13 protein-coding genes are annotated in these 22,342 nt (G+C 38.4%); 4 read left to right on the forward strand and 9 right to left on the reverse strand.

All coding sequences use genetic code 11. From position 1 onward, the window contains the following. Positions 1-9: 9 nt before the first annotated feature. Both IEX65_RS12850 and rbp read left to right on the forward strand, forming a co-directional pair. A complete protein-coding gene (locus IEX65_RS12850) occupies positions 10-2,391 on the forward strand; it encodes a RecQ family ATP-dependent DNA helicase (protein ID WP_188766484.1) in 2,382 nt (793 codons plus the stop codon). Between the two features lie 180 nt (positions 2,392-2,571). Then, entirely contained in the window at positions 2,572-2,961 is a 390-nt protein-coding gene (gene rbp / locus IEX65_RS12855) for an RNA-binding regulator (protein ID WP_188766485.1), read from the forward strand. 307 nt (positions 2,962-3,268) lie between these two features. On the opposite strand, the gene IEX65_RS12860 is transcribed toward rbp, so the two are convergent. The 8 genes from IEX65_RS12860 to IEX65_RS12895 all read right to left on the reverse strand — a co-directional run bounded on the left by IEX65_RS12860 (position 3,269) and on the right by IEX65_RS12895 (position 19,503). Continuing rightward, a complete protein-coding gene (locus IEX65_RS12860; RefSeq protein WP_188766486.1) occupies positions 3,269-3,742 on the reverse strand; it encodes a DUF4843 domain-containing protein in 474 nt (157 codons plus the stop codon). A gap of 43 nt (positions 3,743-3,785) precedes the next feature. Next, the gene (locus IEX65_RS12865) at positions 3,786-5,249 is read right to left on the reverse strand and encodes a RagB/SusD family nutrient uptake outer membrane protein (protein ID WP_188766487.1); all 1,464 of its coding nucleotides are present in this window, start codon (positions 5,247-5,249) and stop codon (positions 3,786-3,788) included. A gap of 35 nt (positions 5,250-5,284) precedes the next feature. Then, a complete protein-coding gene (locus tag IEX65_RS12870; RefSeq protein WP_229250663.1) occupies positions 5,285-8,353 on the reverse strand; it encodes a SusC/RagA family TonB-linked outer membrane protein in 3,069 nt (1,022 codons plus the stop codon). 265 nt (positions 8,354-8,618) lie between these two features. Further along, complete coding sequence (locus IEX65_RS12875; protein WP_188766489.1) at positions 8,619-10,160, reverse strand: SusD/RagB family nutrient-binding outer membrane lipoprotein; 1,542 nt, start codon at positions 10,158-10,160, stop codon at positions 8,619-8,621. A gap of 25 nt (positions 10,161-10,185) precedes the next feature. Beyond that, a complete protein-coding gene (locus tag IEX65_RS12880) occupies positions 10,186-13,371 on the reverse strand; it encodes a SusC/RagA family TonB-linked outer membrane protein (protein ID WP_188766490.1) in 3,186 nt (1,061 codons plus the stop codon). A gap of 420 nt (positions 13,372-13,791) precedes the next feature. Next, positions 13,792-15,237, reverse strand: a complete 1,446-nt coding sequence (locus tag IEX65_RS12885) for a SusD/RagB family nutrient-binding outer membrane lipoprotein (RefSeq protein WP_188766491.1) — start codon at positions 15,235-15,237, stop codon at positions 13,792-13,794. Between the two features lie 34 nt (positions 15,238-15,271). Further along, positions 15,272-18,463 (reverse strand): SusC/RagA family TonB-linked outer membrane protein, encoded by a 3,192-nt coding sequence (locus IEX65_RS12890; RefSeq protein WP_188766492.1) that lies wholly within the window; start codon positions 18,461-18,463, stop codon positions 15,272-15,274. Positions 18,464-18,705: 242 nt separating this feature from the next. Further along, positions 18,706-19,503 (reverse strand): SDR family oxidoreductase, encoded by a 798-nt coding sequence (locus tag IEX65_RS12895; protein WP_188766493.1) that lies wholly within the window; start codon positions 19,501-19,503, stop codon positions 18,706-18,708. A gap of 211 nt (positions 19,504-19,714) precedes the next feature. Between IEX65_RS12895 and rlmN the strand changes: the two genes are divergently transcribed. Together rlmN and IEX65_RS12905 are read left to right on the forward strand one after the other, a co-directional pair. Next, positions 19,715-20,758 carry a dual-specificity RNA methyltransferase RlmN gene (gene rlmN, locus IEX65_RS12900; protein WP_188766494.1) on the forward strand — a complete coding sequence of 348 codons (1,044 nt, stop codon included), beginning with the start codon at positions 19,715-19,717 and terminating at the stop codon, positions 20,756-20,758. Between the two features lie 67 nt (positions 20,759-20,825). Further along, the gene (locus tag IEX65_RS12905; protein ID WP_188766495.1) at positions 20,826-21,386 is read left to right on the forward strand and encodes a Uma2 family endonuclease; all 561 of its coding nucleotides are present in this window, start codon (positions 20,826-20,828) and stop codon (positions 21,384-21,386) included. 1 nt (position 21,387) lies between these two features. On the opposite strand, the gene IEX65_RS12910 is transcribed toward IEX65_RS12905, so the two are convergent. Then, the gene (locus tag IEX65_RS12910; protein ID WP_188766496.1) at positions 21,388-22,245 is read right to left on the reverse strand and encodes an AraC family transcriptional regulator; all 858 of its coding nucleotides are present in this window, start codon (positions 22,243-22,245) and stop codon (positions 21,388-21,390) included. Between the last annotated feature and the right edge of the window lie 97 nt (positions 22,246-22,342).

A 22,342-nucleotide genomic window follows, 5' to 3' on the forward strand; every position in this document is an offset into this window, starting at 1 on the left:
ATTGCATTTATGGTAGACGCAGCGATACAACAGACCTTAAAAGAAAAACTCAAAGAAATCTTTGGCTTTGATGCCTTTAGAGGCGAACAAGAGGCCATTATCAATAATATTGTTAGTGGCAATAATACCTTTGTGATTATGCCAACGGGGGCAGGAAAATCTCTTTGCTACCAATTACCAGCAATGGTTTTGGATGGCACTGCTATTGTGATTTCTCCGCTAATCGCTCTCATGAAAAACCAAGTTGACCAAATGACCGCATTTGGTATCAATGCACAGTTTTTAAATTCAACCCTCAACAAGTCGGAAATGACTCGTGTGAAGAATGATGTGTTGAGTGGCGAATGCCGATTACTTTACATTGCCCCAGAGTCTCTGACCAAAGAAGACAACCTGACTTTCTTGAAGAAAGCCAAACTTTCGTTTATTGCAGTTGATGAAGCTCACTGTATTTCGGAGTGGGGGCACGATTTCCGCCCAGAATACCGACGCATCAGAGGTATCATTGATGATATTGATGCCAAGCTTCCGATAATCGCACTTACGGCAACGGCTACTCCAAAGGTTCAGCAAGATATTCAGAAGAACCTCAACATGGAGGAGTCTCATATTTTCAAATCTTCGTTTAATCGTAAAAATCTCTACTACGAAATCAGACCGAAGATTGACTCTAAGAAGCAACTCATCAGATATATAGCCAATAACAAAGGTAAATCGGGTATTATTTATTGTTTAAGCCGCAAGAAAGTAGAAGAAATTGCGAGTTTATTGACAGTAAATGGAATCAAATCGCTGCCATATCACGCAGGATTAGATGCCGATACTCGCATGAAGAATCAAGATGCGTTTTTGAATGAGGAATGCGATGTAATAGTAGCAACTATTGCCTTCGGAATGGGTATCGACAAGCCAGATGTTAGGTTTGTGATTCACTACGATGCACCAAAATCGCTCGAAGGTTATTATCAAGAAACAGGTCGTGCAGGCCGTGATGGTTTGGAAGGAAACTGCTTGATGTTCTACGCCTACGATGATATTCTAAAACTTGAGAAATTCAATAAAGATAAAACTGTAACTGAGCGAGATAATGCCCGTGCATTGCTCATGGAGATGGTGGCTTATTCTAACTTAGGTATTTGCCGTCGCCGTCAATTATTGAGTTATTTTGGTGAATATTCAGAAAAAGATTGCGGTTTCTGCGATAACTGTATCAAGCCTACTAAGAAAATCAAAATCGAAGATGAGGCCGTTTTGGGTCTGAAAGCAATTTTACAATCGGGCGAAAGATTTGATATTCAACACATTGCTGATATTCTGACGGCCAATACAGCTAATGCTTACATCAGAAGCCACGAACACGATAAATTGGAGGTCTATGGCAAAGGAAAAGGTATGTTTGTGGCTCATGACGAAGAAGATGACGACGAGGACGAAGAAGAAGAGGATGAAGTAGAATTGGAATTATCGGATGATGACGAGGATGACGAGGAAGCAAAACCAGTAGCAGCAAAATCGCCGAAGCCAAGTAAGAAAGCCGAGAAAGCTCCTAAAAAATCAGATAATAAACGCACATCAAACGACTATTGGGTATCGGTACTTCGTCAGATGATGGTGTTGGGCTTTATCGAAAAAGACATTGAGAATGCCTACGGAGTAGTAAAATTGACCGAAAAAGGTAAGAAGTTTATCGAAGACTCGCACCCAATCACAATTTCGGAAGACCACAATTACGAAAACACCGAAAGCAGCGATGACGATGATATTTCGACTAATAATAACTCATCGGGTGGTGGAGCATTCGACTCTGCCCTATTCGAGTTATTGAAGGCTCTACGTAAGAAAATCGCCAAAGAAAAAAATGTACCACCATACGTAGTATTCCAAGACCCTTCGCTCGAAGAGATGGCTACTACGTACCCAACAACTCAGCAAGATTTAGCACAAATCAATGGTGTTGGACTCGGAAAAGTACAGAAATTCGGCAAGCCATTCCTCGACCTAATCACAAAATACGTTGACGATAACGACATCGAAACAACGCAAGATTTAGTCGTAAAATCGGCCGTTAATAAATCAAAGATTAAGATTTATATCATTCAGCAAATCGACCGTAAGATTAACCTCGACGAAATCGTTGAAGCCAAAGACCTTACAATGGCCGAGCTGATTGAAGAGATTGAACATATTTGTTATTCGGGTACTCGTTTAAACCTTGATTATTACATCAATCAAGTAATCGACGAAGACCGTCAAGATGAAATCTACGATTATTTCATGACTGCTGAAACCGATAACATAGGAGCGGCTTTAAAAGAGTTTGAAAGCGATGACACAACCGAAGAAGAACTTCGCTTGATGCGTATCAAATTCTTGTCAGAAATGGCAAATTAATCAATATAACTGCTAACAGATTATTAAAGGCATAAAGTAGTTTCTGCAAAACACAGTTCTACTTTATGCCTTTGTTGCATAAGTATTAAATATTTTTGGCAAATAAATCAAAATTTTGTAGCTTATTAATAAAATAAATATACATTTGTAAAAATTTATCATTCAAATCACAAAGTTATCATGAACATTTTTGTTGGAAGTCTGCCTTTTAAAATCCAAGAAAGCGAATTAAAGCAATATTTTGAAGAGTATGGCGAAGTAAGTTCAGTTAAAATCATCACTGACAAGTTTACTGGAAGAAGCAAAGGCTTTGCTTTCGTAGAGATGCCAGACGATGCCTCAGCACAAAAAGCAATTGATGCATTGAACGGCTCCGATATTGGTGGACGTACAGCAGTAGTTAATCAAGCTGAAGAGAAAAAAGAAAGAGATAACCGTGGCGGTGGCGGCGGTGGTTATAACCGTGGTGGCGGTGGAGACCGTGGCGGTTATGGCGGCGGCGGCGGTTACAACCGTGGCGGCGGCGGTGGTGGCGGTTATGACCGTGACAACAATCGTAATAGATATTAATAGTATAGGTCTTTAGACTTTTACTGAAGAAGGAAAATTAGGGTATTTATGCTATACGCATTAAAATGCTCTGATTTTCCTTTTTTGTATTTTATAAATAGATGAAATTTAAGGTTAACAATTAGGTATTGTAAATTGATGATGTATTTAGGAAATTTACAATCAAAAATTTGCAATCATTAATCCGAGCGAAGGTCTCTTAAATTTATCAATAAAACGCACCAAAAAGCGTTAAAACATTTCTGATTGATACTAAAAAGAGGAGTTACTCAAACGAGCAACTCCCCTTTTATATTCTTCTTGGCAATTACAGAGCAATTCTGAACCCTAATTTTTTGTAATTTTCATTAGGTTTTACATCATTTCCGTTGCCTTCCAATACTAACACTAATACTACACTTGTACCGGCGGCAGCAGGAGCTCTCAAGATATTGATTTTGCAGTCACCAAAGCTTGATTTTGCAGGAATCTTTACTACGCCACCTTCAAGGGTGTAATGTACGCCTTCTTTAGCAGTTGTTTCAACTGGGTCAACCGAAAATTTGATTGACTCTTCTGTTTCACGTTGACGGCCTACTAAATTGATACGTCTTGTTTGTAAGCCTGCACCATTCGCCACTGATAAAATTGGGAATGTTTTGTTTAATGCAGGAGCAGTAATTACTGCATCTTGAAACTCAACCAAATAAAGTGAGTCAAAAACAGGTTGGTTGTCTTTAAAGCACGATGACATTACGATGCTTGTCACCAGTACCATTGCTATACCAAATATTTTTTTCATATAATTTTTCGTTTAAAATTTCTAAATTTTCAAAATCTCGGAATTAATATCCAATATTTTGTTTCAAATTAGCGTTAGCTTGAATTTCTCTTGTTGGAATTGGAGCTAAAACACGGAAATCAGTAAAGTTCAAGTTTTGAACTGGAGCTGCTTTTACGATGTCGAGTCCGAGACGTTTCATATCAAAGAAACGGTGACCTTCAAAAGCTAATTCTAAACGACGTTGTTTCAAGATTTCGTTGATTAATGCCGCACCAGTAAGGCCAGTAGCAGCAGGTAAACCAGCACGTGTACGAATCACGTTAAGGTCGGTTAAAGCACCAGCAGCATTTCCGCTTCTTGCCAAAGCCTCAGCACGGTTTAAGTACATTTCTGATACTCTGATAACTGGAATGTTGTCAAGGTTTACTTGTCCGCTTCTTCCTAAGAATTTAGTACATTCGATTTCGGCAGTACCACGACCAGCTGTTCCGAGTTCGTATAACGAACGACGTACGTCAGTAATGATTTTACCATCTGCATCTTTTTCTGACTCGTAAGCATCAAGTAATGCTTTTGTAGGTACTAAGTCGCCAAAACCACCAGTAGTTGTACGGTTACCCGAAGCTACCAAAGTAGTATAAGTAGTTTGCAATGATGTATTTACACCGATGTTTTCGTTAGTTTGATACTGAATCTCGAAGATAGACTCTGGGTGGTTAGCCGAACGCCAAGCACTTACATAAGTATCTCTTGTTTGGAAACGACCTACGCTTCCAGTTGCCAAAGCATCGGTTGCATATTTTGCTGCATTTGTATAATCTCCACGATAAAGAGCAACACGTGAAAACATTGCTTGAGCAGCAGTTCTATTAGCAAATGAAGCCGTTGCAGTTCTTCCTGAACTTGTAAACTTAGCAATTGAGTTTGTGAAATCAGAATAAATAAATTCGTAAACATCGTTAATCGAAGCACGTCCTTCTAATTTGATTTGCGTAGCATCAACAACCCCAGTTTTCAACAATGGCACGCCACCTTTGCTTGCTTCTTTGATTTCAACAGTTGGTTCGTAAGCATACGCACGCATCAATTCAAAATAAAGTAAACCTCTGATAAACAAAGCTTGTGCTTCCACAAAATCTTTGTTTGCTTGTGTCATTTTCTCAACCTTTGGTAGGGCATCTAATACTAAATTTGCTTGGTTGATAGCAAAGTAAGATGTTTGCCAGTGAATGAAATGAGCATTTACTTGATTCTGATACTCTGGGTTCAAACGACCAGATTTATTCGTTGCTCTTCCGTTATCGGCTAAAGCTTCTGGAATCGCTACTAAATCTCTACCGTATAGGTTGGTAGATTGTAATCTATCGTAGATACCATTAACGGCTGCATTTACTGCGTCTTCCGTTGTAAGGGCGGTTACGGAGTCAATAGAGGCACGTGGTTGTACGTCGAGTAAATCTGTACAAGACGCAAACGTAAGCACAACGCCTAAGACTGCTATTTTATATAAGTTTGTTACTTTCATATTTCTATCAAATTATATCTTTAATATTTTTGAAATTATAGACCAAGTTGTAAGCCAAATGTAAGGGTGCGTGGCTGCGGGATAGTTCCGTTATTTCCACTTCCTAAGTTAACAAACTCAGAGTCGAAACCAGTCCATTTACTCCAAGTGTAGAGGTTGTAGCCCTGTACGTACAATCTTGCTCTATCAATTTTCACTTTCTTCAATAATTCACGTGAGAAGTTATATCCAAATGTCAATGTTTTCACACGAATAAATGAAGCATCTTCGTAGAATCTCGAACCAGCCGTAATACCCGAACCCAAGACTTCTGCATTACCATTGAACGGACGTGGTACGGTAGTGATTTGTCCTGGGGTTGTCCAACGATTCTCATAAATTGAGCGAAGTGTATTGAACAAACGTCCACCATTTTCAGCCATGAAAGCCGATTGGTTGTTGAATACCGTTCTTCCGAATTCGTAATTGAGGAATACCTCTAAATCAAAACCTTTGTAAGAGAATGTATTTGTTAAACCACCGTAGTATCTTGGAATTTGGCTACCTATAATTTTAGAATATGAATCTGGATTACCAGCCAAACGGTAGATGATATTACCATTATTATCATACCACATCGCACGACCAGTCGCTGGGTTTACACCAGCATACTCAGCTGTATAGATTGAGTTTACTGGGTATCCAATCTTAATCCAACCATCAACCGCACGTCCTGGCAATGTAGTTAAGGTATCATAAAGTTTGGTTACTTTATTGTCAATTTGCGTGAAGTTAAATGAAGTAGTCCATTTGAAACCTCTGTTATTAGCCGATTTATCAACGTTTACAGTTCTGATATCAAATTCTAAACCTTTGTTTTGTAATTCGCCGACATTTTCAGAAATAGTGCTATATCCACTCAACCAAGTTACTGGGCGGTCTAAGATAAGGTCTTTTGAAGTACGAATAAAGTATTCTACCGAACCTTGTACACGGTTATTGAACAAGCCGTAATCGAGGGCAAAGTTAGTAGTTACGTTTTGCTCCCAACGAAGATTAGGGTTAGCCAATTGCGTTGGAGCAATACCACTCACACCACCGTAGTTAAATCCACCACCATAAAGACCTCTTGAATCGAAGTTACCGATTTGGTCAGCACCGAGTGAACCATAACTTGCACGAAGTTTTAATTGATTCACGTAAGCGTTGTTTTTCAAGAATGCTTCTTGAGAAAGGTCCCAACCTGCCGAAATACCTGGGAAGAATCCCCAAAGGTTATTAGCACCAAAACGTGACGAACCATCATAACGAGCCGTTAAGCCTAAAAGGTATTTTCCAGCGTAATCATAACTTACACGACCAAAAACACCTGCTTTTTTGAAGGCTGTCCAAGATGCAAATGTAGTAATTGGGTTTGCAGCCGCACCTGCTACTGTAAATTGTGGTGTTGGGATACCCTCAGCAGATTGCTGAACATTTTCTGATTGGTCTCTTCTATATTCTGCACCAGCCAAGGCACTAATATTATGCACAGAACTGATTTGCTTGTCGTAGTTTACAACTGCATTCAAGATAAAGTTGATATTCTCCGTATTTTGGTTTTGGATTCTACCTCTTACGTTGAAAGCATCAGCCGTACGAGGGTCTTGGAAGTTAAATCCTTTGATGAAACGATAATCAACACTTGCTGAAGGACGGAAAGATAGACCTTTCATGATTTTATAGGTTAGAACCGTCGAAGCAATTGCTTGATTAACACGAGATTCAATTTTATTCAAATCGCTTACCATCAAAACATTTTGATTCAAAACACCAGCAATACCTCCATCAGCTGGAGTTCCATAATAAGTACCATCATCTTTATAAATTGGGTTATGAGGTAAAATTAATGGTGCAGAGAATGTAGGCGAACCTAAGAAACTACCACCTGCAGGACCACCAAACTGGCCTCTCTGAATGAATGAACTCAAATTAATGGAATTATCAACTGTTAAACGTGAGGTTACCTTGTTGCTGATTTTTGCATTAATATTTCCCCCTTTATAATCTACATTACGAACATTTGCATCTGAGCTATTATAACTTCCTGAAAGATAAAATGTTGATTTATCACTTCCACCGTTCAAGCTGATGCTGTAGTTACTTGTTTTACCAGAGACATAAGATTCTCTCTGCCAGTCATACGTTGGGAGGGCTGCAATTTGGTCAGCAGTTAAAGCTGGGTCAAGACGAATCGCTCCAAGCGTTGTACGCATAGCAGCTGCTGGTTCAGTCGTTGGGCTTTGGTTAATTAATGCCTCATTTCTTACGGCTATAAACTCTTGTGTATTTAATACATCCAAATATTTTGTTGGTTCAACAATACCACTAAAAGCATCAAAACTGATTTTTGTAGCACCCGACTTACCTTTTTTAGTTGTAATCAAAACAACACCGTTGGCAGCCGCAGCACCATAGATAGCAGCAGAAGCAGCATCTTTCAACACCTCGATTGATTCAATATCATTCGGATTTAGGTAATTCAAAGGGTTTGAACTTGTAAATGCTGCCGAACCGCTATTAGAGTTGATTTGAACACCATCAACTACATAAAGTGGGTCAGTACCACCTTTGATAGTTCCTACACCACGTACACGCACTTGGGCAGCACCACCAGGGGTTCCGTTTGCACCTAATACCTGCACACCCGCTGCACGTCCTTGCAATGCCTTATCAAAAGTGTTTGTTGGCATTGTAGCAATTTCAGAACCTTTCACAGATGCTTGCGAGCCTGTTAAAGTTCTACGTGATTGCGTACCGTAACCAACTACAACAGCCTCCGAAAGCTCTTGTGCATCAGACGCCAACTGTAAATCAATAATTGTTCGATTGTTTACTGGCACTTGTTGAGAGGTAAATCCAATAAAACTAAAAATTAAAGTTGAATTACCCGATACCGTAATTTTGTACACCCCTGAAGCATCAGTTGTAGTACCTCTGCTCGTACCTTTCACCGAAACACTCACTCCTGGAAGCGGAGTTCCATCGTCTGAAGATGTAACCTTACCCGATACAGTTTTATCTTGTGCAAAAGCTTGCAACCCAATAAAAACCGCAAAAAGGAGGCTAAGTAGATTTTTCCTCATCATTGTTAGTTAGTTTAGTTTGTTAATAGTTTGATTTGAAATAATTGGATACAAAAATAATGTTGATACATACAAAAATACAACTTATTTATAAACAATCTAAAGTGTTCAATTGTTCTAATAAAATTCTAATATGTCATATTTTCTTTGGGAAAGTCTCAATAATGCCAAAATAAGTTATATCAAAATACATTAGTAGGGTAAAAAACAAAAGAGGGCAACCATAAATGGCTGCCCTCTTTGAGTATTTATTTAAGATATAATCTTAGTCAACATCCCAGAACAATCTCGTTGAAAAAGCATCAATAGTACCTTGAGCTGTTACGTTTGCTTGGTTTGCACCTGATTCTGTATTCGGATAGAAGAAACGTACTGGACGTTTTGTATCTGGTACCTGAATACTTTGAGGTGTAACTGGTAAACCTGTTTTACGGTACTCAGACCAAGCTTCTAAACCATTGAAGTTAGTAAATGTAATCCATTTTTGAATCGCAATTGCATCTAACTTGTTAGTTGTTGCATCCCAATCATAATTTTGGATTTTGCTACCTTTAAAAGCAGCTGCTCCAGCAACATTAGCACCCAAAACTCTGAACGATTGAGCTATACCTTCTTCAAAATATGCTTTTGCAGTTCCTGGAAGAGTTACATCACTGTATCTTTGTTTTGCCTCAGCTAAGTGCAATTGTACTTCAGAAGCTGTCATTAAAATATAAGGTTTGTCATAAGCTCCTTTTATCAAAAGACTTGGTCCTAAAGCACATGAACCTGCTGGTAAGTATCCCGAACTTGCTCCAAACGGAACACCAACGTAGTTAGCAGCAATCTCGGCTTTTGCACTTACACCAGCCGTAGTTCCTTCGCCACCAGTTGCATAGCCAATTCTTTTCAAACGCAAAGTATCATTTGAAGCCTTTAAGCTATTCACAAGGTATTGAGTTAATCTTGGATAATTATTCAATGCTCTTTTTGCACCATTAGCATCATATCCCCAACGGTCATAAACTGGGTTCAATTTACCAGCAGTTGCCAAGAAGAAACCTGTTCCACCCACACCAACATCTTCGCCAGTAATAAAGCCAGAGCCTTCTGTAACGATTTTGTTGATTTCAGTTTTGATATATGAATCTCTTCCACTGATTCTTGCCTGACGCATCAAAAGTCTTAATTTCAATGAGTTAGCAAACTTAGCCCATTTAGAGGTATTACCTTTAAAGATAATATCTGAACTCGTGAAAGCACTTGCAAAAGCATTTGCTTTGATATCAACAAGTGCCTCATCTAATAAAGTGATAAGCGATTCATATACTGTTTTTTGGTCATCAAACTTTGGAGCTAACGAACCAACACCTTTCAAAGCATCAGAATATGGTATATTACCGTACATATCCACTAATTGATGCACTAATAAGGCTTTCATTACTTTTGCAGGGCCTTTCAAAAACTTCTGATTGTAAGTATCTGCATTTTCGATTACAAATTGATAATCTTGCAAATTATCATAATATCCATCCCAGTAGTTAAAATCACCATTAGTGAAATTATAAGCAAATTGGGTTGTTGAGATAATATATCCATTTGATTGCGTCCATTGCCCTGACCAATAGTGTCCAATTTCATTAGACCCTTGAGCATTGGTGTTTCCTGCCATATTAGTAGCAGAAGTATTCAAGGCATTCGTAAATACGTAGTTGGGCGACGCAGTTGGTAGCGTGTTAGGGTTTGTATTGATATCCAAGAAAGAATCGCTACAAGCACTACTCATCAACGCCACTACTGCTGATATAAATATTGATTTTATTTTCATTTTTCAATTCAATTTTGGTGGTTACTTAAAATACAAGGTTGATATTTACACCGTACTGACGTACTGGAGGTGTTTGAGTGGTATTGTTAATACCTAAACCATTACCAGTTGTAAAGCTAAATTCAGGGTCAGTGTAATAGTTAGCTTTATCAACAATTGTCAATAAATTTCTACCATAAACAGCAATACTTGCATTAGTGAAGATTTTTGTCTTAGCAATAACTTTTGCAGGAACACTGTAAGACAAGTTTATATCTCTCAATTTGATAAACCATGCTTTGTTAACGAAGTTTTCAGAAATCAAACGATAGTTATCAACCCAAAGAGCGTACTCAGCTTCACGTACATTTACAGTTGTGTTAGGCGTTACAGTTTTACCATCAGCATTCAAGATAGCTGAATTAGGGAAGATATGAGGAGCTCTATCAGCAGTCCAACCACCAGCACCTGTAAATGTCATCTGACGACCTAAGTCACTAAACATATAGTTTCCACCACGATACTCGAAGTTAAATGTAAATGCTATACTTCCGTAAGAGAATCTTGAACCTAAACCAGCAATATGACGTGGTAATGTACCTCCACGAGTCGATAAAGTAGTTTGACGTAATGGATAACCAGTTGTACCATTAACCAAAACATAGCCAGAACCGTCTGGAGCATACTGATAACCGTCAGTTTTCAACATTGGGAAGCGTTGTCCTTTGATAACGTTTGTATTAGCATAAGAATAACCACCGTATTGGAACTCGTTGATACCTGGATATAGGTCAATAACTTTGTTATCGTTATATGAATATCTCAAAGAGAAATCCCAATTGATTTTTTGGTCTCTGAAGATTAAATACTTGAACTCACCTTCGTATCCCCAGTTTTTAGTCTCACCAACGTTAATCAACAAGTTGCTAAAACCAGTAGTGTTAGGAACTTTAACTGTGATTACTTGTCCTTTTGAAGTTTGGGTATAAGCCGAAACGTCGATATTTACACGGTCATTGAACAATTGGAATTCACCACCGATTTCGCCAGAATAAACTGTTTCTGGTTTCAAGTTAGCATCAGGAAGCGTATTTCCTACTGTCAAACCAACTGTATTTCCGTAAGGGAAGTTTGCACCGTTGTTATACACTAAATCCAAACCATATAATGGAATGTTGTCATTCGCATTTTTATTGAAGTTCAAACGTAATTTAGCATAGTTCAATACTTTTCCTTTCAATGAAGGGAAGGCATCTGTTGGAATAAACGATAACGCAGCACCATAGTAAGGATAAGAATAGAAATTTTTAGCACGAGTTGGCTTATAGAAACGAGAAGTTTTGTCATAACGGAATGTTCCGTTGAAAATCAACCAGTTTTTATAGTTAGTCGTTAAATCGGCATAGTAACCGAGTTTTCTTTCCATTGTATTTGATTCTCCACCCGTTAACTCACCTTGACGGTTAGAAACGTTATAAATTTCAGGAACAACAAGTGAGCTTGAACCAACTGTAATAGATTTAGTTGCTCTTTGATAGATGCTACTCCCTAAAATTAATCTGTTTTTCAACGGACCAAAATCTTTAGTCAATTGAGCTTGGAATTCATTATTTACAACGTTTTCAGTTGTTGAATAATCAGTAACACCACCCAAGATGTCAGTGATTGCACGGTAGATACCATCATAATCATCATCGTGTGTCCATGGTTCTGGAATATACGCTTTGTTTTTTGCCCAGTCAGAATACAAGAATTTTCCAGTGTAGTCTTTACCAATACGAGAGTTATTCATCACACCCAAACGGTTAGTAAATTGTAACCAATTAGTTGTTTTATGAATCAAGCTAAAATTACCAGTAATGTTAGCGTCTTTATAATTTCTACGGTTATTACCAGCTACGAAGTATGGGTTGTTCAAATAGTCATTGTAGTAACCATTCGGACTTGCCAATGGATTGTTTTTCCAATCTCTCAATTCATTCAATGGAATGTTAGCTGGTTGGTTCAATACTTCACTATAAAAGTCAGCCGATGTACGGTCATAAGCGGCTTGTGTATAACTTGCGTTAAAACCAGCAGTAAGTTTACCATACTCTTTGGTACCCGATAATCTGATACCAGTTCTTTCACTTTTATCGCCTGGTACTACACCTTTGATTCTTTGGTTTTCAGCCGATAAATAGAATGAGCTTTTCTCGTCACCACCTTGTACACTGAATTGGTTGTTTGTAGAAACACCCACATCAAATGTTTTCATACGGATACCAGGTATTGCTGAGTAAGGAACAACCAATTTGCTACCATCTTCTGCAACACGTCCTTGGATTCTTTGTGAGCCATCAAACGCATCACCGTATTGTTGGTTTTCGTATGGTCTCCAGTTTTCTTTCATTCTCACTAAATAATCATTACTGTAACCAGCTGTACCAAATGACTGATAGTAGTGCGAACCCGAACCATATTGGTCTTGGAAATCAGGTAAGAAGCTGATTTGCTCAAAGTTTGTACTGTTTGAGTACGAAACTTTCAATTTTCCTTGAGCACCTTTCTTTGTTGTGATAACGATAGCACCATTGATACCCGCCGAACCATACAATGTAGCAGCTTGACCACCCTTCAAAATCGAAACACTTTCGATATCGTTAGGGTTAATCAAAGCCAATACAGTAGAAGTTGTTTGCATACCATCTAACACTACTAAAGCTTCGTTATTACCAGTTAATGAACGGAAACCACGTAATACCACTTTCACCGAAGGGTCAACGCTGTTATTTACGTTATAAACTGCCAAACCAGTCACTTTACCAGAAAGAGCTTGAGCTAACTGAGGAGAGCGTCCAACAGTGATGTCTTCAGTAGCAACTTTAGAATAAGCGTAACCAATCTCTCTGATATTCTTACGAATACCTTGAGCAGTTACTACTACTTCGTTGAATGCTGCTGCATCTGCTTTCAACTGCACATCTACAATCGTACGACCACCAACCTCGATAGTCTGTGTAGTAAAACCAATAAAGCTAAAGCTTAAAGATGAATTGCCTGAAGCAGCAATTTTGTAAACTCCGTTTACGTCAGTCGTAACCCCTTTTGTAGAGCCTTTAATCAATACACTCACACCTGGAAGTGGAGAGCCGTCTTCAGAAGAAGTTACCTTCCCCGATACTGTTTTTTCTTGGGCAAAAGCAATGCTGCCCCATACCAGCATAATACTGGCAAGTAGAAGTTTCCTCATACAGTTTGTTGTTAGTTTTTAGTTTAGATTATTTTGCAATATTTAATATCGCAGAATAAAGTTATGGACAAAAACAATATTTTGCAAAGAAATACAATGAAGTTTTTAAAAAGACTTATCAAAAATAAGGTAAAAAAAAATAAGTAAAAGCACTAAAATAAATTACATAAAAACCTCATTATCAATTACTTACAGAGATTAAAATGTTATTAAAGAATACTTTAAATTATTTTAAAAATATATTCGGCTTGCATAATAATTATTAATTTTTTCTTGATTTTATCCAAAATCGCTAATAATCTTCCTATCAGGCTCCTCTTCGTTTTAAAATCCTTGATTAAATAGTTTTTTGACAAAAAAATAAAGGAAGGTCCTTGAAAGAACCTTCCCCTACTGATATAGCTATATTACTTATATCAATTATTTTTTATCCCACCATACACGAGTATCTTGTGTATCTGCTCCTTGTGTCGAAACAACCTTGTCATAATTGATTTTATTCAAAGTTCCTTCGGTTGCTACATACGCCATACGACGAGGAATCTGTCCGCTTGCATTCAATGGTTTTGAAGCTGGCGTTAATTTAGGGAAACCCGTACGACGCCATTCTGCCCATGCTTCGTTGCCTTGGTAGAACAACGCAACCCATTTTTGAGTAGCAATTTGCTCTAAAGCAGTAGCATCTTTATATGCAATACCATCTTGTTTCAAGAAATCGGCAATGGCAGTTGATGTTGCAGCAGCACCTAACCATTGTTGCATTGAAGCTGTGATGGCTGCTTCATATAGAGCTTTTGCATCTCCTTGAATCCAACCTAATTTAGCTGCTTCTGCTTGCGAGAACAATACTTGTGCATACGTAAGTACGTTTGCTGACGAGTTTTGTTGACGCATTGAAGTTGCCGCTAACGATACATCTTGTGCTTTCGATGCCGCTGGGAAAACACCATACGGTACACCTACATATTTTAAGTTGATATTTCTATCAGCGATTGCCGAAATACGTGGGTCGTTGGTTTTAAGCAAGTAATTTACAAATACATCACTTACAGCATAATCTTTACGATTAGTTGTAATGTAGTTATTGTATAAAGGATGCTCATTGTTGGCCTCTGACAAATAAGTATATTTTACGTTATCAGCGTTTGATGTAAGTGGGCCGTCGGCCATTGCAGCCAAAAATTCAGCTTTTCCTTTTGTAGGGTCAGCTTTTGATAAACGAAGGGCCATTATCAAACGTAAAGAGTTAGCAAATTTCTTCCAACGAGTAGCATTACCACTCAAAAGAATATCTCCAACTACTGTTTTTCCACCATCAAACTGAGCTTGTGCTTCTTTCAATTCTTTAAACAAATCGTTATAAACAGCTTGTTGAGAATCAAACGCAGGACTAAAATCAGCCTTACCTTTCAAAGCCTCTGAATAAGGAATATCTCCCCAACGGTCGGTAATCCAAAGGTAAGTATAAGCTTTTGCAATACGAGCAATGGCAATTTGATTATTGTTTGAGCCATTGGCAGCCGCAGTAGCCTTTGTATCAGGATTTGTGTTCAAATCAATGATGTTCTGATACGCAATTAAAGGGCCAGTGTAGAAGCCGTTATAACTGAAATTGATGGTTTTATAACGAGACTCCTCGATATAGGTGATATCACCAAACTGTTGCGTATAAAGAGCTGGTACGATATCGGTTGTCATTGCACCTACGTTACGCAACGCTCCAGTCAAGAAACCCGCAGTATTCGGGGTAGAAGGGCTATTTGGGCTGACATTCATATCACCAAAATCGCCTGGCTCACAAGCAGTGGTCGAAACACCCAATACTGCTGCGAATGCTAATGTTTTATATATTGATATTTTTTTCATACTAAAATTCGTTTAATTAAAGCAGTGAGATAAATTAGAATCCTAAGTTTAGGTTAAGACCAAACGAGCGTACTGGAGGTAATTGTCCACCTTCTGTCCAGTAAACTTCAGCTTCTGAAATATCAATTCCACCACCAGCAGCACTGTAAATCAATACAGGGTTACGTACGATGAATGCTACTTTGGCTGATTTGAATAATTTACCACCCATGATATTTTTAGGGATGCTGTAGCCTAATGATACCTCTCTTAGTTTTACGTAAGTTTGGTCATAAAGCCATTTTTCGTTAAATGCAAACATTTTATCTTCGTAATACTCTTGTGTTTCTACACGAACAGTATTTGGTTTGCCATCTTCGGTTACACCCGGTAATAAGATACCACCACCTTCAGAAACTGGGTCACGCTTAGGCTTTCCGAGTTCGTTCAAACCAGCCGTTTCGGCAGCTAAACCAGCATACGCATTAAACATTTTTGTAGTTGAGAAGAATTTACCACCCACCACGAAGTCGATATTAGCACGGAACGAGAAGTTTTTGTAAGTGAGGGTATTCATCAAACCACCTTTAAATTTAGGTAGTACCGAACCTAACACTTTATTATCCTGAGGAATATAGTGTCCGTCTGTTCCGATTATTTTTTCTCCTTTATCATTCACTTTGTAGCCTCTACCAACCAAAAGGCCCCATTGCTCACCTACACGAGCATTTACAGTAAGTGTTCTCCAAGTTGGGCCACCTAATTGATAATTGCTCAATCCATCAGCCAATTCTACAACTTTTGAAGTGTTACGGTCAAAGTTCAAATCAACATCCCAATTAAGTCCATTGGCTGATTTTATTGGCGTTGCACCGATATGGATTTCAAAACCTTGTGTTTGGATTAAACCAGCATTAATCAAAGCAGAAGAATAACCACTTGTTGAAGGCACTGATAATCCGATGATTTGGTCTTTATTGTTATTACGATAAGCAGTAAACTCTAATGCTAAACGGTTATTAAAGAATTTCAAATCAATACCACCTTCATACGCCGACGAAAGACCTGGTTTCAAATCTTGGTTTGGTAATTGAGTTGGTAAGTATTGAGTAGGGTTCGAGCCAAACGGATTTCCTGTTGAATAAGTAAGACCGATTGCATAAGGACCAACATCTGTACCTACTTGAGCAACACTACCTCTTAGTTTAGCGTATGTAAGGATTGCATTTTTAGGAAGGATTTCTGATAACACAAAGCTACCACCAATTGATGGGTACAAGTATGAGTTGTTAGCCTTTGGCAATGTTGAAGACCAGTCGTTACGGATTGTCCCTTCGATAAACGCAATGTTATTGTAACCAACACTTACGTTTCCATAGATACTATTCACACGGCGTTCGTAAGTTAATGATTGCACCGCTGGGCGGTCTTTTGAAGCTGCAATGTTGTAAAAACCAGGAGTTGTAAGTCCACCTACAGTAGATTGTGTATAAACACCTGTTTTTGAGTAACGAATATTACCACCGGCATTAGCTACTACCGAAACCTTACCGAAGTTTTTATTGAATGCCAATAATGCTTCGTGGTTATTTTCAAAACCAGTAGTTCCGTAGTTGGCATAAGCACCTAAACCACCTGCGTTTAATGTTCCGTAAGCAATACGTCCTTCGCCATAATAATTTCTCCAGTCTCTACGTGAAGCAACCGATGCTGATAAGTAATCGGTGATTTTGTATGATAAACCTAAGCTACCATAGATACGGTCGTTGTTATTAAAGTTTGTACTTTCATACGTTTGTGTGTACGGGCTATCCCAGTATTTTGGTTTAGCGTCACGTGGGCCACCAATATTCCAGCTTCTATAAGTTCCGTCTGGATTTTTATAGTTTCTCAAATCATCAATGCTCAACTGGCGTTGGAACCATTGGTTGAATGAGCCAATAGTTTGGTTGTAGCCCGAAACAGTAGCATTTGGGTTTACTCCTGTAAAACCACTTGCAGCAGTACCACCCGATGAACCATAGTTATCAGCAGGAACGTTTTTTGCACGAGTTGCCGAATAAGTTACATCTAAAGTAGCCGAGAATTTGCTTGTGAAATTATACGTATTCTTGGCACTTACGAAGTCTTTTTTCTGACTACTATTTGGCACAATACCTTTATTATCGATGTGTGTATAAGAAATACGTGACTGATAATTATCGCCGCCTTTCGAGAACGAAAAGTTTGTGTTATTGCTGATTGGTTTTTCGAAGAAATCTCTAACGTTGTTAGGATTTGGCGAGAACGGAGTCAATTGGCCAAATTGTGGGCCTTGTTGCCACGAAAATGCCGAACGGTGTAGGGTTCCGTCTAATTTTGGTCCCCAGCTTTCATCAGCAGAATAATCTAAGATTTTTTGACCATCAAATGCTTTCCACTCTACTGGGTCGATTGCAGGATTGTATGCAAATGTTTCCCAATCTTGTGAATAACCACCACCGTATTCGTTCTGATACTTTGGCAATAAAGCTACTCTGTCCATCGTAGTGCTATGATTAACACTAAATGTAGTTTCGCCAGCTTTTGCTCTCTTAGTTGTGATTACGATTACACCCGCCGAACCACGATTACCATAAAGTGCCGATGCTGAAGGCCCTTTCAATACTGATAGGTTATCAACATCATCCATGTTTACATCAGCAATGCTTGCTACTGGCGTACCATCAACTACGTAAAGTGGGTCGCCACCTGTCAATGAGTTGATACCACGAATACGGATATTTGGCGAACCAAATTTAGCACCCGACTGCCCCAAAACTTGCACACCCGCAATTTTACCTGCAAGGGCGTTACCTACGTTAGCATCACGAGCTACGGTGAGTTTATCTGACTTTAATTCTTGTACTGTGTAGTTCAAAGACCTTTTCTCACGTGAAATACCGAGTGCAGTTACAGCTACTTCGTTGAGCTGTGCTACATCCGACTTCAATTGCACATCAATAATTGTTCGGTTTCCGATATTCTCGGTTGCTGTTTCAAAACCAATAAAGCTAAAGCTTAGTGTTGCGTTGGCGGGAGCGGAGATTTTGTAGATACCATTGCCGTCAGTTGTTGCACCTTTAGTAGAACCTTTAATCAAGATACTCACACCTGGAAGTGGAGAGCCGTCTTCAGATGAAGTTACCTTCCCTGAAACTGTTTTTTCTTGGGCAAAAGCAACGCTTGCCCACACCAGCATAATGCTGGCGAGTAGAAGTTTCCTCATACAGTTTGTTGTTAGTTTTAAAATTAAGTTATATGTAAATTACTGTTGAAATAAAAGTATTGATAATTTCAGATATGATACAAAGGAATGCGATGAATGTCTGTGAAAGTATGACCAAAATCAAAGTTTGTGCGATATTATCTAAGTCTAATTGTCTATAATTTATCAAAAAACAAAAAATAGCCACCCAAACAGGTGGCTATAAATTAGTATAAAATACTCATAATCAACAAAAAATATACTTATTTTGGACTTTGCTTCCGTACAATTTTCGCTAATAATTTCGGGAAGAATCTTTTCAAATAAACCCCAAAAACTTCTTTCCCACCCATATAAACTTCATCTTTATTTTTGTAGATGGCATCAAGAATTCGGTTGGCACACTCTTCGGCTGCCATTCCATTAGCTTGATTTTCGTCCATTTTACCAAATTTACTCCCATCGGCAGCAACGGCATTGAGCGAAATATTGGTTCGGATATACCCTGGGCAAATCAGACTTACACCGATATTATCATCATAAACTTCGGCTCGGAGGGCATCAAAAAAACCATGCAAGGCATGCTTTGAGGCACAGTATCCCGAACGCATTGGTGTAGCGAGTTTCCCCGATAAACTACTCGTAACGGCAATATGTCCACTTTTTTGTTTTCTCATTGTTGGCAAAACAGCCTTTGTCAGAGCCACCACTCCAAAAAAGTTGAGATTCATTATTTTCTGATAAACAGCCATTTCGGTTTCTTCTACCGAGCTGCGTTGCGAAATACCCGCATTATTAAATAACACATCAATTCGCCCGAAATGCTTAATTGCTTGCTGGGCTTTTGGCTCAATTTCTTCGGCTTTCTCTACATCAATCGGCAATACAAATACATCAGCTTCGGGGAGGCCAGTAGCCTTTTTTACTCTCAACAATTCTTCTTCTCTACGAGCCGAGAGTATCAATTTTGCTCCTTCTTTAGCAAACGCATAAGCAGTTGCCTCGCCAATACCCGACGATGCACCCGTAATCCAGACAACTTTATTTTCAAATCTTTTCATCTTTTGTGAAGCGAACATTCTGTTCGCAGTTTTATAAATTTAGGTTAGGTGATTTTTCACCAGAAACAAAAATAAGGTTTTTGAATGATAAAACGTTTATTCTTGGCAAAACCAACGAATATTTCGGAACTTTGCACTGTGGAGCGAACATCCTGTTCGCAGTTTTATTTTAAATGACAACCTAAAAGATGGTTGCCGTCCTATAATTGACATGAGCAAACAAGATATAAGAAAGCTTTCGACCGAGCAAATAAAGACATGGCTCACAGCCAACGGCGAACAAGGCTTCAGAGCAAAACAAATTTCGGAATGGCTTTGGAAAAAGTCGGCATGGAGTTTTGATGATATGACAAACCTATCATTGAAAACTCGTGAGTTATTGAAGGAGCATTTTGAGATTCGAGCAGTTTCGGTGCATAAAAAACAAGTAAGCAATGATAAAACCATCAAATCGGGATTTAAGCTGTTTGATGGAAATTTGGTTGAGGGTGTTTTGATTCCCGCCGACGACCGCATGACTGCCTGTGTGTCGTCGCAGGTAGGGTGCTCGCTCACGTGTAAGTTTTGTGCAACTGGCTATATGGCTCGTAAACGCAACCTCGACGGTGCCGAAATCTACGACCAAGTGGTGCTTATTAAACATCAAGCGGAAGAACATTATAATCAGCCACTTACCAATATAGTATATATGGGTATGGGCGAGCCTCTACTCAATTATTCGGGATTGATTGAATCGGTCAATTATATTACTTCGCCCGAAGGCTTAAACTGGTCGCCGAAACGAATTACAGTCAGTACGGCAGGCATTGCGAAAATGATTCAGAAACTGGGCGATGATGGTGTAAAATTCAATTTAGCTCTTTCGCTTCATGCAGCCAACGACACCAAACGCAACGAAATCATGCCGATTAATGAAAGTAATTCGTTGCAAAATTTGGCTACGGCACTCAATTATTTCTACAAAAAAACTGGCAATAGAATTACGTTTGAATACATCGTATTTAATGACTTCAATGATTCGCTACAAGATGCCAAAGAACTTTGGGAATTTACGAAAAAAGTACCCGCTAAGGTAAATATCATTGAATATAACCCAATTGCCGAGGCCGACTACGTAAACACTACCGAAGATAAACTAAGCAAATTTGCCAAATTTTTGGAAGACAAAGGTGTGATTGTAAACGTTCGCCGCAGTCGTGGAAAAGATATTGACGCAGCTTGTGGGCAGTTGGCTATTAAAGAGCCTACGGTATGATAAAAATCTCTAAAATCAGAGAACAATTATTTTAGTTTTTTCATAACTTAGCAAAAAATCAATGACCATGGTAAAGCCAATTAGTAGTGTAAAATGGACATACGAGCGACTTTTGCAAGAGTTACCTTCGGAGTCGAGGTATGAAATCCGTAATTTTAATTTAATTGGTATGCCCGCACCAACTATCGAACATCAACAAATTGTTGGATTAATTTACAGACTCCTATTTCAATTTACTTTCCAAAATCAACTTGGAGAAGTTTTTATTTCACCTTTAGATGTTGTTTTTGATAAAGGAAATGTGTGCGAACCAGATGTGATTTTTGTTGCTAAAGAAAATAAGCAAATTATTGGACGAAGAAATATTTCAGGCTCGCCCGATTTGGTTGTAGAAGTCGTTTCAAAAGGTTCGGTGGTGAGAGATTATATTGAGAAAAAGAATGACTATGAGAATTTTGGCGTGAAAGAATATTGGTTAATTGACCCACTGAATGAAACTATCATCGTTTATGCTTTAGAAAATAACAAATACAGTATTTTTTCAGCAGTTGAAGAACAAGGTATTGCTAAATCCAAACTTTTAGATGGTTTTGAATTAGCTTTTGAGGAAGTTTTCGTTAGTGAATAATTCAACTTTTCCTCAAAACTAACTTCTTAAACTCCAACGGACTTTTGCCTTTTATTTCTTTAAAAACTTTGCTGAAATATGAATTATTCGTGAATCCACATTCAAAACATACATCGGCAATGCTTTTTTCGGTCATCAATAACTGACACGCTTTATTGATTCTGTACTCATTCATAAAGTCAGTGAAAGTCTGATTGACAACCTTCTTGAAATAATTACAGAATGATGGCACGGTTAGGTTAGCAATGTCGGCAACTTCTCGGATATTAATTGGGTGCTGGTAAGTTTTCTCTACATATTCATACACCCGTTTGAGCCGCATTTGGTCTTTTTGATTGAAATCATAACGTGTATCTATCGAATTGAGCAAATTATATTCCTGCGAACCAGCCAATATTTGAAAAATATCTAACAAACCCATCAATCGCTCGAATTGCGATAAACCTATTAGTTTTTTTAATGCTTCTGCTACTTCTTGGTAAGTTTGGCCGTAAAATTGAATCCCTTGCTGAGAGCGTTCAAATAGTTTTTTGATGTTTATCATTTCGGGTTTATCAAAAAAGCTTTCGCCCAAAAAATCATCTCTAAACTGAACCACGATTTCTTCGTGTTCGCCCAAAGCATCATAGCCAAAACCAGCATGTGGGAGATTCGAGCCAATCAATACTAAATCGCCATCGTCGTAGTAGCTCAAATGATTACCAACGTGGCGGCGGCCCGTACCAGCAAAAACCAATACCAACTCAAACTCTGGGTGATAATGATAATTCCACGGAAATTGCTGGGCGAGTACTTTCTGATGTAAAAATCTGAACGAACTTCCTTCGTCATTTTGAATTTGCTCAAAAGGTGTTTTCACTCTATTAATATTGAAATTATTAAATTTTCTATAAAAATAATAATACAGTTTTAAAAATCATTAATAGGCCTATATTTTTTATTTATGAAAATACAGA

The sequence above is a fragment of the Emticicia aquatilis genome, from assembly GCF_014644295.1.
GTDB lineage: Bacteria > Bacteroidota > Bacteroidia > Cytophagales > Spirosomataceae > Emticicia > Emticicia aquatilis.

Coding starts and splice junctions, on each gene's coding strand:
- IEX65_RS12850 (WP_188766484.1), top strand. CDS start 10: ATGGTAGACGCAGCGATACAACAGACCTTAAAAGAAAAACTCAAAGAA.
- rbp (WP_188766485.1), top strand. CDS start 2,572: ATGAACATTTTTGTTGGAAGTCTGCCTTTTAAAATCCAAGAAAGCGAA.
- IEX65_RS12860 (WP_188766486.1), bottom strand. CDS start 3,742: ATGAAAAAAATATTTGGTATAGCAATGGTACTGGTGACAAGCATCGTA.
- IEX65_RS12865 (WP_188766487.1), bottom strand. CDS start 5,249: ATGAAAGTAACAAACTTATATAAAATAGCAGTCTTAGGCGTTGTGCTT.
- IEX65_RS12870 (WP_229250663.1), bottom strand. CDS start 8,353: ATGAGGAAAAATCTACTTAGCCTCCTTTTTGCGGTTTTTATTGGGTTG.
- IEX65_RS12875 (WP_188766489.1), bottom strand. CDS start 10,160: ATGAAAATAAAATCAATATTTATATCAGCAGTAGTGGCGTTGATGAGT.
- IEX65_RS12880 (WP_188766490.1), bottom strand. CDS start 13,371: ATGAGGAAACTTCTACTTGCCAGTATTATGCTGGTATGGGGCAGCATT.
- IEX65_RS12885 (WP_188766491.1), bottom strand. CDS start 15,237: ATGAAAAAAATATCAATATATAAAACATTAGCATTCGCAGCAGTATTG.
- IEX65_RS12890 (WP_188766492.1), bottom strand. CDS start 18,463: ATGAGGAAACTTCTACTCGCCAGCATTATGCTGGTGTGGGCAAGCGTT.
- IEX65_RS12895 (WP_188766493.1), bottom strand. CDS start 19,503: ATGAAAAGATTTGAAAATAAAGTTGTCTGGATTACGGGTGCATCGTCG.
- rlmN (WP_188766494.1), top strand. CDS start 19,715: ATGAGCAAACAAGATATAAGAAAGCTTTCGACCGAGCAAATAAAGACA.
- IEX65_RS12905 (WP_188766495.1), top strand. CDS start 20,826: ATGGTAAAGCCAATTAGTAGTGTAAAATGGACATACGAGCGACTTTTG.